The sequence below is a fragment of the Desulfosediminicola ganghwensis genome (genome assembly GCF_005116675.2).
Taxonomy (GTDB): domain Bacteria; phylum Desulfobacterota; class Desulfobulbia; order Desulfobulbales; family Desulfocapsaceae; genus Desulfopila; species Desulfopila ganghwensis.
The window spans coordinates 915,904-930,732 of sequence record NZ_CP050699.1; the positions used below are offsets into that span (position 1 = coordinate 915,904).

General features: G+C 51.2%; 13 protein-coding genes. 3 read left to right on the top strand and 10 right to left on the bottom strand.

The window, feature by feature from the left end; translation table 11 throughout:
• Nucleotides 1–61 precede the first annotated feature (61 nt).
• On the top strand, nt 62–1,606 hold the full coding sequence (locus FCL45_RS04000; RefSeq protein WP_136797479.1) for an AbgT family transporter: 1,545 nt from the start codon (nt 62–64) through the stop codon (nt 1,604–1,606).
• A 94-nt stretch (nt 1,607–1,700) separates the two neighbouring features.
• Here FCL45_RS04000 and FCL45_RS04005 read toward each other — a convergent pair whose 3' ends face one another.
• The 6 genes from FCL45_RS04005 to FCL45_RS04030 all read right to left on the bottom strand — a co-directional run bounded on the left by FCL45_RS04005 (nt 1,701) and on the right by FCL45_RS04030 (nt 10,026).
• Nucleotides 1,701–2,177 (bottom strand): bacteriohemerythrin, encoded by a 477-nt coding sequence (locus FCL45_RS04005; RefSeq protein ID WP_136797478.1) that lies wholly within the window; start codon nt 2,175–2,177, stop codon nt 1,701–1,703.
• 266 nt (nt 2,178–2,443) lie between these two features.
• Entirely contained in the window at nt 2,444–3,433 is a 990-nt protein-coding gene (locus tag FCL45_RS04010) for an arsenic resistance protein (RefSeq protein ID WP_136797477.1), read from the bottom strand.
• A gap of 226 nt (nt 3,434–3,659) precedes the next feature.
• Entirely contained in the window at nt 3,660–4,181 is a 522-nt protein-coding gene (locus FCL45_RS04015) for a DUF3833 domain-containing protein (RefSeq protein ID WP_136797476.1), read from the bottom strand.
• Between the two features lie 33 nt (nt 4,182–4,214).
• Entirely contained in the window at nt 4,215–5,645 is a 1,431-nt protein-coding gene (locus FCL45_RS04020) for an efflux transporter outer membrane subunit (RefSeq protein ID WP_136797475.1), read from the bottom strand.
• Nucleotides 5,638–8,811, bottom strand: a complete 3,174-nt coding sequence (locus FCL45_RS04025) for an efflux RND transporter permease subunit (protein WP_136797474.1) — start codon at nt 8,809–8,811, stop codon at nt 5,638–5,640. Before FCL45_RS04025 ends, FCL45_RS04020 begins: the two co-directional genes overlap by 8 nt.
• A gap of 12 nt (nt 8,812–8,823) precedes the next feature.
• Complete coding sequence (locus FCL45_RS04030; RefSeq protein WP_136797473.1) at nt 8,824–10,026, bottom strand: efflux RND transporter periplasmic adaptor subunit; 1,203 nt, start codon at nt 10,024–10,026, stop codon at nt 8,824–8,826.
• 435 nt (nt 10,027–10,461) lie between these two features.
• Between FCL45_RS04030 and lpdD the strand changes: the two genes are divergently transcribed.
• Nucleotides 10,462–11,070 (top strand): prenylated flavin chaperone LpdD, encoded by a 609-nt coding sequence (lpdD, locus tag FCL45_RS04035; RefSeq protein WP_136797472.1) that lies wholly within the window; start codon nt 10,462–10,464, stop codon nt 11,068–11,070.
• A 40-nt stretch (nt 11,071–11,110) separates the two neighbouring features.
• On the opposite strand, the gene FCL45_RS04040 is transcribed toward lpdD, so the two are convergent.
• The 4 genes from FCL45_RS04040 to FCL45_RS04055 all read right to left on the bottom strand — a co-directional run bounded on the left by FCL45_RS04040 (nt 11,111) and on the right by FCL45_RS04055 (nt 13,794).
• Nucleotides 11,111–12,139: an alpha/beta hydrolase gene (locus tag FCL45_RS04040; RefSeq protein ID WP_136797471.1), complete on the bottom strand. Its 1,029-nt coding sequence runs from the start codon at nt 12,137–12,139 to the stop codon at nt 11,111–11,113.
• A 288-nt stretch (nt 12,140–12,427) separates the two neighbouring features.
• Complete coding sequence (locus FCL45_RS04045) at nt 12,428–12,820, bottom strand: hypothetical protein (RefSeq protein ID WP_136797470.1); 393 nt, start codon at nt 12,818–12,820, stop codon at nt 12,428–12,430.
• 179 nt (nt 12,821–12,999) lie between these two features.
• Nucleotides 13,000–13,212 (bottom strand): hypothetical protein, encoded by a 213-nt coding sequence (locus tag FCL45_RS04050; protein WP_136797469.1) that lies wholly within the window; start codon nt 13,210–13,212, stop codon nt 13,000–13,002.
• 126 nt (nt 13,213–13,338) lie between these two features.
• Nucleotides 13,339–13,794: a hypothetical protein gene (locus tag FCL45_RS04055; protein ID WP_136797468.1), complete on the bottom strand. Its 456-nt coding sequence runs from the start codon at nt 13,792–13,794 to the stop codon at nt 13,339–13,341.
• 305 nt (nt 13,795–14,099) lie between these two features.
• Between FCL45_RS04055 and FCL45_RS04060 the strand changes: the two genes are divergently transcribed.
• On the top strand, nt 14,100–14,795 hold the full coding sequence (locus FCL45_RS04060; RefSeq protein ID WP_136797467.1) for a thermonuclease family protein: 696 nt from the start codon (nt 14,100–14,102) through the stop codon (nt 14,793–14,795).
• The last annotated feature ends 34 nt before the right edge of the window (nt 14,796–14,829 follow it).

The window sequence follows — 14,829 nt, forward strand, 5'->3', positions numbered from 1 at the left end:
TAACAACAGAAACTTTCTGTAATCACCAGATGTTTCTGAAAAACATGAACAGGATATAACTATGGTTGAAAGAGGATCTGATCAAAAACGGATCACAAAAATATTGAATAAAGTAGAGGTGCTTGGTAATCGCCTGCCGGACCCCGCCGTCATATTCCTGCTGGCGCTGATTTCGGTATGGGTTATGTCTGCGCTCCTTTCCAGCGTGGAGTTTGGTGCTCTTGATCCGCGCAGCAATACAGCTATCAGTGTGGAAAATCTGCTGACCGGTGCGGCTCTTGCTGACTTCCTTTCCCGGATGGTCACCATTTTTACTGGATTTGCGCCCCTTGGCGTTGTTCTGGTGGCGATGCTCGGTGTTGGTGTTGCGGAGCATTCCGGCTTTATCAATGCGGGTATCAAGCGCATGCTGGATATTACTCCGGCTAAATTGCTCACCCCTGGTGTGATCCTGGTGGCCATCGTGAGCCATACCGCCACAGATGCCGGTTATGTACTGGTGATTCCGCTGGCCGGTATTGTCTTCTACGGTGTAGGGCGTCATCCGCTGGCCGGTATTGCCGCCGCTTTTGCAGGTGTGAGTGGTGGTTTCAGCGCAAACTTCGTCCCGTCTGCAATTGACCCTCTGCTGCAGGGATTTACCCAGACTTCCGCCCGCTTGCTTGATCCGGCCATTCAGGTTAATCCCCTGAACAACTGGCTGTTTACTTCAGTTTCCAGTGTGTTGATCGTGGCAATCGGCTGGTATCTCACAGACAAGGTGATTGAGCCGAAATTGAAAGATACCTCAGTCGATGGAGATCCGGAGGAGATCCCGCAGATTCATCCACTCAATGACCGCGAGAACAGGGCGCTGAAAATCGCAAGCCTGGTGATGCTGGCAGGTATTGCATTGCTGGTGGCGGTGCTTGTGCCTGGAAGTTCGCCGCTGCGTGCACCTGATGGTGAGTTGGCAAGTTTTGCAGCGCCAATCATGGGTTCAATCGTGCCGCTTATCTTTCTGTTGTTCATCATTCCGGGTACTGTGTACGGGTACATGGCGGGAACCTTCAGCTGCAGCAGGGATGTGATCAATGCCATGAGCAAGGCCATGCAGGGTATGAGCTACTATATCGTCATGGCTTTCTTCTGTGCACTGTTCATTGATGCCTTCTCAAAGTCTAATCTTGGAACCTTGCTGGCTGTTCAGGGTGCGACCTTGCTGAAGGCCATGAACCTGCCAAGCATGGTGACCATCGTTGGCATCATCTTCCTCACCGCCTTCGTCAACCTGTTTGTGGGATCGGCCTCAGCCAAGTGGGCACTGCTCGGGCCAATCTTTGTGCCCATGCTGATGCAGCTCGGCATTTCGCCGGATCTCACCCAGGCTGCTTACAGGGTAGGTGATTCGGGCTCCAACATCATCACGCCGCTGATGCCGTACTTCCCCCTGGTGGTGGTATATTGCCAGCGTTACGTGAAAAACGCGGGAATTGGGACCCTGCTGTCTCTGATGCTTCCGTATTCGATAACTATTCTGATTGCCTGGACGCTGTTTATGCTGGCGTACTGGGGGCTGGGCATTCCGCTTGGTCTGCAGTCCAGTTACGTTTATCCGGCAATGTAGTTGAGACTACGTAACAGGCGAATTTTTACCAGTTCATTCAGGAGGATGCAGCTATCTGTATTCTCCTGAATGATAACTCCTTGAAAAACGAGCTTTACCCGAAAAACTTCCTGGTCATTCTGGCTATCCAGCCATGATTTTCTTCTTTTTCCTCTGCCGGTGCTTCGTCTTCAAGTTTGAAATGGGCGCTGACCGAGGCCACATAGGCTTTATCGTCACGCTGAATATGGTTTATCAACCATCTCCGCAAAAAAGAGTGGAGTTCTTCGGAAATTGCTTCGCCCGCAGCTAACTTCTCTTTGAATGCTGTGACCCGCTGAATCAGCGTCTTGTGAACGTGTTTATGGGGGCCGCTGTAGGGGTAACCGGCCTCTTCCATTAACGCTTCCTCAAAAGCAAAGTGAGATACGGTGTATTCGCTTAATCCCTCAAGGATTTCAGCTGTCTTCCGGTTATCACGGGATGCTGTTTCTTTGCCGAGTTCGTTTAGGAATTCGAGCAATTGTCTGTGTTGGTTGTCTATCTCCTCAATACCGGTATCGTAGGATTTTTTCCACTCGAGTAGTTCCATAATGCTATGCTGTTTTTCCAAAGTTTACATGGTGAATAATAATTAATTTCATATATTTAAGGTGATATTAATAATCAGCAGCTGGAGGAAAAGTCAACATCTATCGGTGCTGCAGTACAGGAAAGTTGGTAAGGGGAGATCGGCTGAAAGGAGCTTTACCGAACACGCGGGCATATGCCGGGGAAAGCGCTGAGGCCCGGCATGGCAGAACATGAAAACGTGCTGATTTTCTGGGCTGGAAGCAGGGTTGCCGCCAGCCCCGGGTGTTATGATTCCTGGTGGGCAGGCAAGGGACCAAAGAACGTATCTGTGAATCGTACATACCAGGCAGCGGACTGGACCTGGATGATATAGGCCAGTGCAATGACCAGTGCCGCATTGGCGCCCGCTTCACCGAAGGCGTTGATTGCTATGGCCAGGGCTATTGAGAGGTTACGCATTACTGTGCCATATACCAGGGCGATGCCGTCCCCTCTTGAAAAGAACGCTTTGCCGATCAGGGTCGAAAGTAGAAAATTAACCAGATAAAGCATTAAAAGAGGCAAAAAGATAAATAATAACGCGCCGGGTGCAGCCACTATGGTTTTGGCTTTGAGAGCCATCGCTACGAACACTATTCCGAGCACGCCAATTGTGGAAAGAGCTGGAAAGCGTGGGGCGATCCGTTTTTTGAATTCCGGCATCGGGAATTTTTTGAGCAGCATCTTCCGGGTGAGATAGCCGAGTCCCATAGGCAGGAAGACGATGAACATTATCTGTCTGATTACTTTGCCGAATTCAACTTCAACTGTGGCACCGAGCAACCAGTTGACATAAAAGGGTGTCGCCAGGGAGCCAATGGTAAGGCCGATCACTGTCATATTGATGGCTGCTCCCATATTGCCTTTAGCGAATCCGGTCCAGGAGATAGTCATGCCGCTGGTGGGGAGCAATGAAGCAAGCAGGAGACCAAGTGCCATGTAAGGTTCGGTTGGGAAAAACGCTTTGCCGAGAGCATAGGCAATGAAAGGGATAATTGCGAAGTTGATCAGAATAGCGCTCCCTTGCAGACGGGGCTCAAGGCCTTTTTTAAGGTTGTCGATGTTCAGGGTGACCATCATCGGGTAGACCATCAGGATAGTGAGCGGGAGGATCAATGCCTTCAGCTGGCTGATGAGGTTTTGATTCATGAGAACACCGACGGCAAGGCCGGCAAGCATCATTGCCGGGATCGCGTACACCAGATTTTTATTCATTCTGACCAGCAGCTTCCACATATTTCCCTCCACAGAAAGATAGACGGTATTGAATGTTTAGTTGTGCATATGCCCAGTTTGCTCATTCGCGGGGCTGATGTCAACATTTTAGTTAAAGAATTTTACTAAAAGCTTTAGTTGTTGAAAATATATGAGGATAGTTTCCTTGTGCCCAGAGCGGCAGGAGTGAAAAAGAGGGGTTTCAGAAAGGTTGTGTTGTGATGGGGTGCTTCTTGACGGGGTAAAGCTATTTCTGAAAGACTATGGTGACCTCTCCAACCTTAAAGCCAAATTTAGTAAGTATCGCCTTGTTGATCAGCAGTTGCTCGCTTACCAGGAACATCCAGTCATCAAAGTGAATTTTCCAGGTGGAGTCATCGACAGTCAGGTTTACAACATATTGCCAGTTCAGCACATTGCCGTATGCTATTCCATCAGCACGGCCGATGACGTCTTCGGCTGTTCCTGAATAGCTGTGCTGATCTGCCCGGGTGAGAATCCAGATCCGCTGGGATTTTTCACCGTCACTCCAGTCAAAGTCTTCTGTCAGGACCAGCTCACCCCGATCGTTAACTTCTCCCGCGATGTCAACTGTGAATTGGCGGGTAAGCTCTCCACTTCTGTTCTGGACGATCCCGTAACCTGTTGTTGGCCCGGTGAAATACTCAAAAAGATCGAGTTGCGGTGTGTTGCTTTCATACTGTTGCAGATCTATTCCGGAACAGCTGGAGAGTACAATGAGTATCAAGAGAGAGTAGAGTGATTTCATAATTCATATCCATCTTTTTTTTAAGTTTGGCTGTCAGGGCAGGTCAGCGTCTGCGACAGGATCAGAATCCTGCAACATGTCGTCGGCCACATTCACCCAGCCGCCTCCCAGTGCTCTGTAAACATCGATCAGGCTGACCAGGGTCGATGTCTGGTTTTGAACGTAATCGAGCTGGCTTGAGAAAAGACTGCGGTTGGCGTCAAGAACCTGGAGATAGCTGGTGGTTCCGGCATCGTACTGATATTTGGCCAGCCGTGAGTAGGTTTCCAGGGTACGGGTGCGACGACCTTGGGCCTCCTGACGCTCACGCCCCTTGGTGGTGGCTATCAGGGCATCCTCCACTTCCCGAAAAGCTGATAGTATCGATTGCCGATAGTTGTAGAGCGCTTCCTGCTGTGCAGCTTCGCTGGTCATGACCTGCCCTTCGATATCGCCAAAGGTGAAAATTGGGCCGAGTATATCGCCACCAATTTGCCAGATGGCAGAATCGCTGTCGAAGAGCCGATCCGAGTCGATACTTGATTGCCCAAAGGCTCCGGTGAGAGAGATGGTCGGGAAATAGAGCGATTTGGCGACACCGATCCGGGCATTGGCTGCAATCAGCTGCTGTTCTGCCTGAATGATATCCGGTCGCTGTTCAAGAAGTTCTGCCGGAAGCCCTGCGGGAATAGCAGGAACGGTGAGCTGGCTGATGGTGTTACCCCTGGAGATCGGGCCTGGATTCTGACCGAGCAGAACAGAGAGCAGATGCTGCTGTTGAATTATCTGTGATTCGATTTCGGGTATGGTTTGCAGGGCGTCTTCGTACTCAGATTCAACCTGACTCACTTCAACCTGTGAAACGGTGCCATAGGTATGGCGATAATTAAAGATACGGAGTGAATCCCGGTAAGTATCAGCAGTCTCAATAGAGATTTCAAGTTGCCGGTCGAGCCCGCGCAAGATGATATAGTTGCTGGCGACATTGGTGACCAGACTGAGCAGTACGCTGCGACGGCCTGCTTCACTCGCCAGCAACTCTGCCCTGGCTGCTTCGTTTGAGCGGCGTATGCGACCCCAGAGATCAAGTTCCCAGCTGGCGCTGATAAGGCCTTGATAGTCACTGTACTCACCACGTGGCGGCGACAGGCCGGTATCTGTGTCATCCTGGCGGAAGGCGCTGCCAGAGTAACCTATCTGCGGAAAGAATTCTGAGCGGGTCGTGCGCAGTTGCCCGAGAAACTGATCGACCCTGGCCATCGCTGCCCTGAGGTCGAGGTTGTTGGTAATTGCGGTCGCTATCAAATCATCCAGTACCGGATCATTGAATTGTCGCCACCAGGCTGTATCTATCAGTGCAGTTGCTGCCTTATAGGAAACTGTCCAGTCGGCAGGAGTATATACCTCGGGGCGTTCATAATCAGGGCCGACCGTGCAGGCAGCGGAAATGGTCAGCAGAAAAGCTGCAATGAGAAGGTTACGCATTGGGGGCACCTCCTTCCGGGCTTGCTGCCGTTGTCGTTGCTGGCTCAGGGTGCTTTTTTTTGCGACTGAACATCCCGGAAACATTTTCGATAATCACGAAAAACATGGGCACAAAGAATGAGGCCACCAACGTTGAGGCGAGCATTCCTCCAATCACGCCGGTGCCTATTGCATGCAGGCTGTTGGCACCGGCCCCGCTGGCAATGGCCATCGGTACGCAACCGAGAATGAAGGCCATGGAAGTCATGACGATTGGGCGAAGCCTCAGCCTGGCAGCTTCCACAGCTGAATCGACCACACTCATACCGGAGTGCAGGTTATCGACCGCAAATTCGATAATGAGAATTGCATTTTTGGCGGAGAGCCCGATCAGAGTTACCAGGCCAACCTGGAAATAGACGTCATTTTCCAGTCCACGTATCATGGTAATCAGCAGTGCGCCGCAGATGGCAAAGGGGACGGCCATCATCACACCGATGGGCAGAGACCATTTTTCATACTGGGCTGCCAGGATGAGAAAAACCATGATCAGGCCGAACCCGAAGGCGGAGGCGGAGGTACCACCGGCCTTTTTCTCTTCAAACGCCTGCCCGGACCATGAGTAGCTGTAACCGTTGGGCAGGACTTCATCTGCAAGCGCCTCCATGGCTGAAATAGCTTGGCCGGTACTGTAACCGGGGGCCTGGCTACCGGTGAGTTTAGCCGCAGGAAAGCCATTGAAGCGCGGCATCAATCCGGGGCCAGGTACGTAGCGAAGTGTTGCCAGAGCAGACAGGGGGATCATATCCCCGGTCTTGTTTGAGCGAACGTAGATCTGGTCGAAATCAGTCGGGTCATCGCGATATTGAGGTTCGGCCTGGATGATGACCTGCCAGATCCTGCCGAATTGCACATACTGGGCGACGTATGAGGAACCGAAGTAGGACTGCAGGGTATCATAGACATCGGAAACGGGCACGCCGAGCAGTTCTGCATGATCGCGATCGAGATCAAAGAAGAGCTGCTGCTGGGAGGCGGAGAACGTTGTGGCCACGCCAGTCAACTCCTTTCGCTCATAGGCCTTGGCAATAAAACCTTTGGTTACCCTTTCGAGATCCTGGGAGCTGCCGCTGCCCATATTCTGGATGTAGAACTCAAAGCCACCAGTGGTACCAAGGCCCGGTATGGACGGTGGGTTCAACGGTACCACAATGCTATCCTTTATCTGAGTGAATTGCATCATCAGCTGGTGAATGACGGTAAATGCACTGAGTTCCTCCGTCTGTCGCTCTTCATAGGGCTTCAGCGACGGAAATATGGCCGAGGCGTTGGTCTTGTTCTGGCTGTCTATCAGGCTGTAGCCGTCGACCTGGAACACCGAATCCACCGCAGGATTGGCGCGGAGAATTTCAGTCGCCCGGTTGGAGACCAGGGTGGTTCGCTCCTGGCTGGCCGCATCGGGCATGATATTGATGGTAAAGAAATAGCCCTGATCCTCTTCCGGCACAAAACTACTGGGCAGAGTTTTGAATAAAAAGACCGTCGCCGCGACAACGCAGCAGAAAAGAGCAATACCTATGAATGTATGGTTAATGAGGAATTTCACCCCATTAATGTACAGATTGGTGATCTTGGTGAAGGTGTCGTTAAACCATTTGGCGAAGCCTTTTTTCTCCTTGTGTTTGTCTTTGAGGATCAGGGTGCAGAGTGTGGGGGACAGGGTAATGGCGACAACCCCTGAGATCACCATGGAGATGGCGATGGTAATGGCGAACTGTTTATAGAGCGTTCCTGTAAGCCCACCCAGAAAGGCGACCGGCAAAAAAACCGAGACCAACACCAGCACGATGGCAACCAGCGCGCCTGTGAGTTCTTTCATAGTCTTGCGGGCTGATTCCTTGGGCGAGAGTTGGTACTCTTCCATGTTATGCTCAACACCTTCCACAACGATGATCGCATCGTCGACCACCAGGCCGATAGCCAGGATCATGCCGAACAGGGTGAGCATATTGGTGGAAAAGCCGAGGGCGTAGATACCTGTGTAGGTGCCGATTATGCAGATCGGTACCGCCAGGATCGGAATGACGGTGGCACGCACGCTCTGCAGAAATAGCAATACCACCAGTACCACCAGGACAACAGCCTCGAAAAAGGTGTGGACTACTTTTTCAATGGAGGCCTCGGTAAAGGTGCTGGTGTCGATAACCAGTTTGTACTCCATGCCATCCGGAAACCCTGGTGCGAGTTCTTTCAGCAGTGTTCGTACTTTTTCGGAAGTGGCGATGGCGTTGGCACCCGGCTGCTGATAAACGATAATGCCTGCGGCCTTCTTCCCTTCGAACTGGGTGACGAGAGAGTAATCCCTCGAACCGAGTTCGGCGTAGCCGACATCTCGCAGGTGGACGATGGCCGATTCCTCTGATTCGGTACGGATGATTATGTTATCAAACTCTTCCGGGGCGGTGAGCATTCCCTGGGTGGTGACAACGAAACTCTGTTGAACACCTTTGGTCGTAGGCGCCTGGGCAATCTGGCCAATGCCGAAGGCCTGGTTCTGGCTCTGGATGGCGTTGCGCACATCCGTGGCCGTGAGCCCCAGCTGGGCCAGACGATCAGGACGCAGCCAGATCCGCATGGCAATATCGGGCAGCGGAAACATACTGGAGAGGTTTGCACCCTGTATGCGTTTGACCTGTTCCAGCACGTAGAGATTTGTGTAGTTGGAGAGATAGGTCTGATCGTAGCGATCATCCTCTGCATAGAAAGCGACCACCATCATGAAGGCAGAGGAGCGTGTCTCGACAATAACGCCTTGTTTGGTTACCACTTCGGGCAGGGTTGGATTTGCCTGGCTCACCCTGTTCTGCACGTCCACCTGGGCCTGGTCCGGGTCGGTTCCCGGCTCGAAGGTGACGGTAAGGGTCATGTTGCCCGAGGATGAGCTGGTGGAAAGCATATAGCTCATGTTGTCGACGCCGTTTATCTGTGACTCCAGCGGTGCCGCGACAGTGTTGGCAATGACCTCGGCGGTGGCGCCGGGATAGGTCGCGGTAACCTGCACCGTGGGTGGCGCTATCTCAGGGTACTGGGCAATAGGTGTGGCACTCATTGAGACCAAACCGCCCAGCACGATGATGATGGAGATGACCATGGCGAAAACCGGCCGGTCAATGAAAAAATTCGCCATAAAGGACCTCTTCTAGTCCGATTTGGTTTTAGGAGCAGGAGCTGCTTCCGGTTTAGAGGCAGGAGGCTCACTGGCTATGACTTTCACCTGCATCCCGGGGGCGAGTCGCATGAAGCCATCGGTTATTACTACTTCACCTTCTGCCAGGCCACTTTCGATGATCCAGTCATCACCGGCCCATGGGCCAACAATTACTGGTCGCACCTCAGCGACTCCCTCCTCATCTACCAGAAAGACCACATGGCCGTTGGAGGTCTGCTGAACTGCGCGCTGGGGAACGACCAGGGCATTGGCACGCTTTGACCCATGCAGTTCCGCTGTAACGAACATGCCCGGGCGCAACAATCTGTCCGGATTTGGCAGTTCCGCCCTGATCAGGAATGTCCCCGTATCCGGATTAAATGTGGGATCAATGAAGTTAAGTGTGCCGGTGTGGGGATATTTGCTGTCGTCACCGAGAAAGAGCTGAATGGTGAACTCATCGTTGGGCGGAGGAATGATTTTACCCGAACCAACATCGGTGTTAAATTTGGCAACCTGATTCTGGGAAATGCTGAAATTAACCCAGATCGGATCAAGCAGGGCGACATAGGTTAAATACCCTCCAGCACCAACACTCAGATAGGCACCTTCTCTCACTTTAGCTTCACCGCTCACCCCGGTCACCGGGGACTTGATCTCGGTATAACTGAGATTGAGATTTGCCTGTAGCAGCTGTGCCTCTGCCTGATGAACATCGGCGCTGGCCGATTTAACAGCGCCCAACGCCTGGTCCAGATCAGATTTGCTTGCTGCATCCAGCTCGACAAGGGGCTGGATGCGTTTCAGGTTGACCTCAGCTGTCCATAACTGAGCCTGATTGTTTTCCAGAGCGCCCTTGGCCGATTCCACCTGGGCGAGGAATGGTTTCTGGTCGATCAGGAACAGGTCCTGACCCTCCTTGACCACTTCACCTTCCTCGTAGAGTATTTTTTCTAAGAATCCGTTGACCCTGGCGACAATATCGACCTGGTGGGCACTCTCGATCTGGGCCACAAAGGAGGCGCTTACCGGCACTGTTTTGGGCTTGAGGGTGATGGCATGCACTTCTGCCGGCGGCGTGGGGGCTGGGGGTTCTTCCTTTTCACAACCCAGCAACCCCAATGAGATTATGGCAGTGAAAAACACGCTGGAGGTTGTCCGGAAAAGCTTGGAGAATTCTCTCTCCGCAATCATGGCATGGCTCCTGGGATGAATCGATTCTTGTGAGATGTTGTGTCAGGCAGGTTGAGGGTGAGATTGCGGGCAATCCTTGTCATCCATTGTTTCACTCCACATCTGCCATATTGTACGCGCCTGATTTGTAATGCCCTGTCATTTTGCTGCATGGTATACGCTCTGATAGATTTCCTGTTCAGGGCCGGGGTAGCGGATTGGCAGTTCTGCATTGATATGGCTGGGTCGTTGCAGCAGGCACTTCAACGACGCATCCACGTTATGCAAAGGCTGCTTAATGTTGATGTTTCAACACAGTCTGAACGGAAAATCATCAATACTTTTGTCTGTTGTACTCAGTGGGGACAGGTCGCTTCCCTGTTAGGTGAAACAGGTGGGAGAGTTTAAAATACAGGAGGTTCTCCCTCTTGAAGTATGCGTTAAAAAGGGGGGTAAATGCAAACGATGGATTGGGGGAGATTTGAGCCGGGCTTTGATTTTCTCCATGAGGCTGGTAAAAGAAGGTGGAACGATTGCAGTGAAGCCGGGGATGTAGATGATACGGGCGGAACTGCAGTGAGTGGCAGCGGAGCGCAGGGTTTGTGCTACGTGTATTCACTGTTCGGTGACCGACCGGCTGGGCAGAGCAATAATTGCATAAACCATGGAACAGGAGGGGTTATGGCACTGCTTTTTGCAACCGAAGAGTATGGCATCCCGATTACACTTGAGGCAGTCAGACTTGGAACAGATATCAATATATCAATACATGGTGGTGATAAGGGGCATATCGGTGCAGTTGCCCTGGCACAACCCCGGCCAAGCCTGGCGGACCCGGAGGTAACGCGTGCTTCAACTTCAGTTATCACCATTTGCGGCCACAAGGAAGACCGCCTTGCCTATGGTGTGGCCGAACAGATTGCTTCAGCGACCAACTGTGTGGTTGCAGTGGCCTGCGGTATTCATGTCGATAATGCAGATGCTGAGCAGATTCGGGCCATAGGCGAGTCGGTACGGAACCTGGTAGGGAAATTGCTGAATAGTCTGGGCGGTGCTGCCAGCTAAAGCGCGGCTGCTGAAGCGTTTTTCAGCAGGATAAGTGTGGTTATTCGCACAGAAACTCCATGTCCTGCCGGGCAATTTTCCCGCCCTGGTCCTCCCCATGGTTCTGTTTTTGTATCCAGTTTTCTATGTCGTCATATACCTGCCGGGCCTGCAGATCTCTGGTAAGCATGTGGTAGCCGTTTTCGTATAGAATAAAATGGTGTTCCGAGCTGCTGTCTGCCGGGAGAGCCCTGAGCATCTCACAGGTTGGGCTTTTCGGCACAATTTCGTCGTTTTTCCCATAGAGTATCAGGGCGGGCACGTCCAGCTGCGCAGAGGCTTCAAGGGCATCGGACATCAACAGGGTCAGGCCGTATATTGCATCCGCCCGCGCCCCTTTGATGACCAGCGGGTCTCTTCCCAGTGCGATCAGCATCTCGATATTGTCGGAAGGCATGATGTCCATCCCTTTATTGGAAAGGTGGAACCAGGGGAGGGTATGGGCGAAAAACCACAGAGGGCAACGCTGATACCAGGGCATGGTGTTATAAGCCCAGATAGCGGGTGCCACCAGGATTATCCCGCGAACCGTACCTTCCTGCCGCAGTGCTTTAGCTGCCACCAGAGTGACAGCTCCACCCATGCTCTCCCCCAGGATGTAGAGAGGAATATCAGGGTATCTGGTGTTGATCAGATGAACCATGTTCAACAGATCCTGTACCATGGAGTCCGTACCATGCCAGTAGCCACGCCCTTCAGTTTCGCCGAATCCTCGTTGGTCATAGGCAATAAGACTGATATTTCTGCTTACGAGGTAATTGCCAATGTCATGAAAGGCGTTTCTGTAGTCATTGAAGCCATGTAGGGCAAGAACGATGGCTGCCGGGGGGGAGCTGCCGCTTTGAACAGCAACAGGCAGCAGGTACCCGTCCGGCATGATAGCTTGACCCATAAGGAATCTGGGCGGGGCCATAGATTCGCTGATATGTTCCTGGTATACGTATGGGCCAAGGCACCCAGAGAGGATCAGGCAACTCAAGGTGGGGAGCAACAGGTTTCTCAACACGCAGGAAATGATTGTGGCCATCATGTCTCCAGACGCTTGCGGGCATACACTTAGAATAGAATCCTGGGGAGGGTTTACAGCTAGAATTATGTCCTAAAAGATACAGGCATTGCAAGGTAATGGCGAATTATGTGAAACGTTAATCCCAGGGAGGGCAGGACTGGCTGGTGAAATCTAATCGGCAATAAAGTGTGGAATGAAGGGGGAAGTATCTTGAGTGATACGGCTCCGCTCAATTTTCCTTCGATGCCTCGATTTGAGTGAAAATCGCAAGAGTCCGACAGGCTCCCAGAATGGGGATACTCGCTACAGCTATTCTTCCACTCCTTTAATGCAGTTGGTAAGTGTTTGCCAGTAAATGGGTTCCCTCTCTTTTTTATTTGCTTTTTCAGCGGCGATGTCTGCCTGTATTACGCAGGATTGAAGCTGTTTTGCCTGTTGGTCGTCAGGGCTGGCTCCAAGTCCTGTAATGGTGGCGATATGGTGGATGGCATCCTGCATCGATTTGTTGGAACGTTGGATGCAGAGTTGATAGTCGTCACTGTTTTTGGTATTTCGCAGGCATCTGACGCTGAGTTGAGTTTGAAAGAGTGTTATGGCCGGTATGGTCAGATCGGGCTTGCTGACTTCATCAACCTCTGCTGCCAGGGTAACAGGGGCTGACAATAGAAGAAAAGCGGTCAGCAGTAAGCGGAAGGAAGACATAGTAATCCCCAATAACTATGGTCATTTTAGACAGCCTGTGTCGTAACTGGAAAAGATGCTGAACTTAGTTCAGCATACTTGAAAATAAAGTTGAACTGAAGCGGGAGAACAGCCGGGCGTGAAGCCGCGGTAGATTGATGATGTTTAAATAGTATGGTCTCCAGGCTTGAAATGGATTGTTATACATGTGCCGTCAAATACCAATAGCTGCCCGCTGTGACAGCGACTGGCAAAAGAAGTATCAACAGAGTGGCAAGACAACCTGATTTCCCGCCAGGGTCATGGTCGGGCGGCCTTTTGTCGCCAAAAAGAAATTCATCCTCTCCGGCAGCATCAGGGATATTGTCCAGAATATCGTCATGTTCAGACTTGGGCAGTTTTTGCTCTGACATGGGAACACTCCTTGAAGTGATGAATTTGGCAGAGGCAATTTAAAAAGCACATCCTGTCACGTTATTATAGCTGTTCGTGGGGACGAATCAACATCCCCATATGGAAAATGTTTGCACCAAGAGATGTCATGGAATCATCTTCGCTGAGATTTGGCTCGCCTCTCTACTGCTATTTGCATAGGCGTTACTAAGAACCGCTGATTCATAGGCATCTAAAGAATCGGGTTGGCGCCGAAGCAGCTTCATTGCCAGCCTTGTCACATCAGGGAAGAAGCGGGTGTCACCGAGTGGCTTGATGGTATCCAGTGCCACCTGATATTGGTTGTTTCTCATAACTAACAGGGAGAGATCGATTCGCAGAACGATGTTTTCCGGATACTCGGTTTTGAATTCCTGTAGCTGTTGAATGGCTTCATCAGTTCTGCCGGTGCGTGGGAGTTGAATCGCACTGTCTATCCTGCTATTGAGGGTATCTGATGCTTCGAGCCGGCAAGACTGGATAATTTGCGACAGACAGCAGATGAAGAACAGAAGGTGGGCTGAACGTTGAAGATATAATCTTCCTGCCTCTGTATTTGTCATGTAATTCTCTTTATCCCGGTTGTGGAAGGATGACCCGAAGCGACAGGTAATAGAGATTGAATAGCGAGCCAAAAACGTATATAACTCAAAAAATATCCTGTATTACCAGTCTGTTCGCTTTTTTGAGAGTTCCATGGCGATGGTGGGGCTGAGAAACCCAGGTTGGAAATGAATGTTATGAGTTGTGCCCTGCAGTACCCGACGTTGTCCGTATAGGAAGAAAAACAGGCGTTTTTTCGAAGCTGGCGGCCAAGTATTGTACAGGTGCGTTATTTGTTAGGTCAGATCGAAATATAGCCATTGTTATGAAACGAATTTCCTCTATCGTCGTTCCTGTTCTCATTCTTTGTCTTTTTGTCATTCCCTTCTCATATGCGAGTGTAATTATCGGCAAGGTCACACATGTGGCTGATGGTGATACCATAACCGTCCGGGATTCGCTGAACCAGAAACACAGAATTCGCCTTTACGGGATTGATTGCCCGGAGAGTGGCCAGGAGTTTGGCCGGGAGGCAACCCGTTATGCCGCCCGACTGACTGCCGGTAAAAAGGCCGAAGTGATCAAGTATGATAAGGATCGGTATGGGCGTGTTGTCGGTGTGGTGATGGTTGACGGGGTGAATGTCAATCAGCGTCTCATAGAACAGGGTTATGCCTGGAAATACGGAAGGTATTGCAAAGAGCCTTTTTGCCGGGATTGGCGCAGGCTGGAAGAAAAAGCCAGAAATGAAAAAATCGGTCTCTGGAACGATGATACCGCGGTCGCGCCCTGGGACTGGCGCAGAAATAAACGGGATGGAAAATCTGGTGTTTCCAAATTTTTCAACCGTGTTGTAAGCAAAGGTGAGGCAAACCGAAGTTATAGCGGCAATGTGAACAGCCGGGTATTTCATGGTTCGGATTGTAAACATTATGACTGCAAGAATTGCCTGGAGAGTTTTACTGATCGTAATCAGGCGAAGAATAAGGGCTACAAACCCTGTAAGATATGCTCGCCCTGACCGGGATGGCACAGGGTTATGGTGTTTAAATAGA

Coding starts and splice junctions, on each gene's coding strand:
- FCL45_RS04000 (WP_136797479.1), top strand. CDS start 62: ATGGTTGAAAGAGGATCTGATCAAAAACGGATCACAAAAATATTGAAT.
- FCL45_RS04025 (WP_136797474.1), bottom strand. CDS start 8,811: ATGGCGAATTTTTTCATTGACCGGCCGGTTTTCGCCATGGTCATCTCC.
- FCL45_RS04050 (WP_136797469.1), bottom strand. CDS start 13,212: ATGTCAGAGCAAAAACTGCCCAAGTCTGAACATGACGATATTCTGGAC.
- FCL45_RS04015 (WP_136797476.1), bottom strand. CDS start 4,181: ATGAAATCACTCTACTCTCTCTTGATACTCATTGTACTCTCCAGCTGT.
- FCL45_RS04030 (WP_136797473.1), bottom strand. CDS start 10,026: ATGATTGCGGAGAGAGAATTCTCCAAGCTTTTCCGGACAACCTCCAGC.
- FCL45_RS04010 (WP_136797477.1), bottom strand. CDS start 3,433: ATGTGGAAGCTGCTGGTCAGAATGAATAAAAATCTGGTGTACGCGATC.
- lpdD (WP_136797472.1), top strand. CDS start 10,462: ATGCAAACGATGGATTGGGGGAGATTTGAGCCGGGCTTTGATTTTCTC.
- FCL45_RS04055 (WP_136797468.1), bottom strand. CDS start 13,794: ATGACAAATACAGAGGCAGGAAGATTATATCTTCAACGTTCAGCCCAC.
- FCL45_RS04060 (WP_136797467.1), top strand. CDS start 14,100: ATGAAACGAATTTCCTCTATCGTCGTTCCTGTTCTCATTCTTTGTCTT.
- FCL45_RS04040 (WP_136797471.1), bottom strand. CDS start 12,139: ATGATGGCCACAATCATTTCCTGCGTGTTGAGAAACCTGTTGCTCCCC.
- FCL45_RS04020 (WP_136797475.1), bottom strand. CDS start 5,645: ATGCGTAACCTTCTCATTGCAGCTTTTCTGCTGACCATTTCCGCTGCC.
- FCL45_RS04045 (WP_136797470.1), bottom strand. CDS start 12,820: ATGTCTTCCTTCCGCTTACTGCTGACCGCTTTTCTTCTATTGTCAGCC.
- FCL45_RS04005 (WP_136797478.1), bottom strand. CDS start 2,177: ATGGAACTACTCGAGTGGAAAAAATCCTACGATACCGGTATTGAGGAG.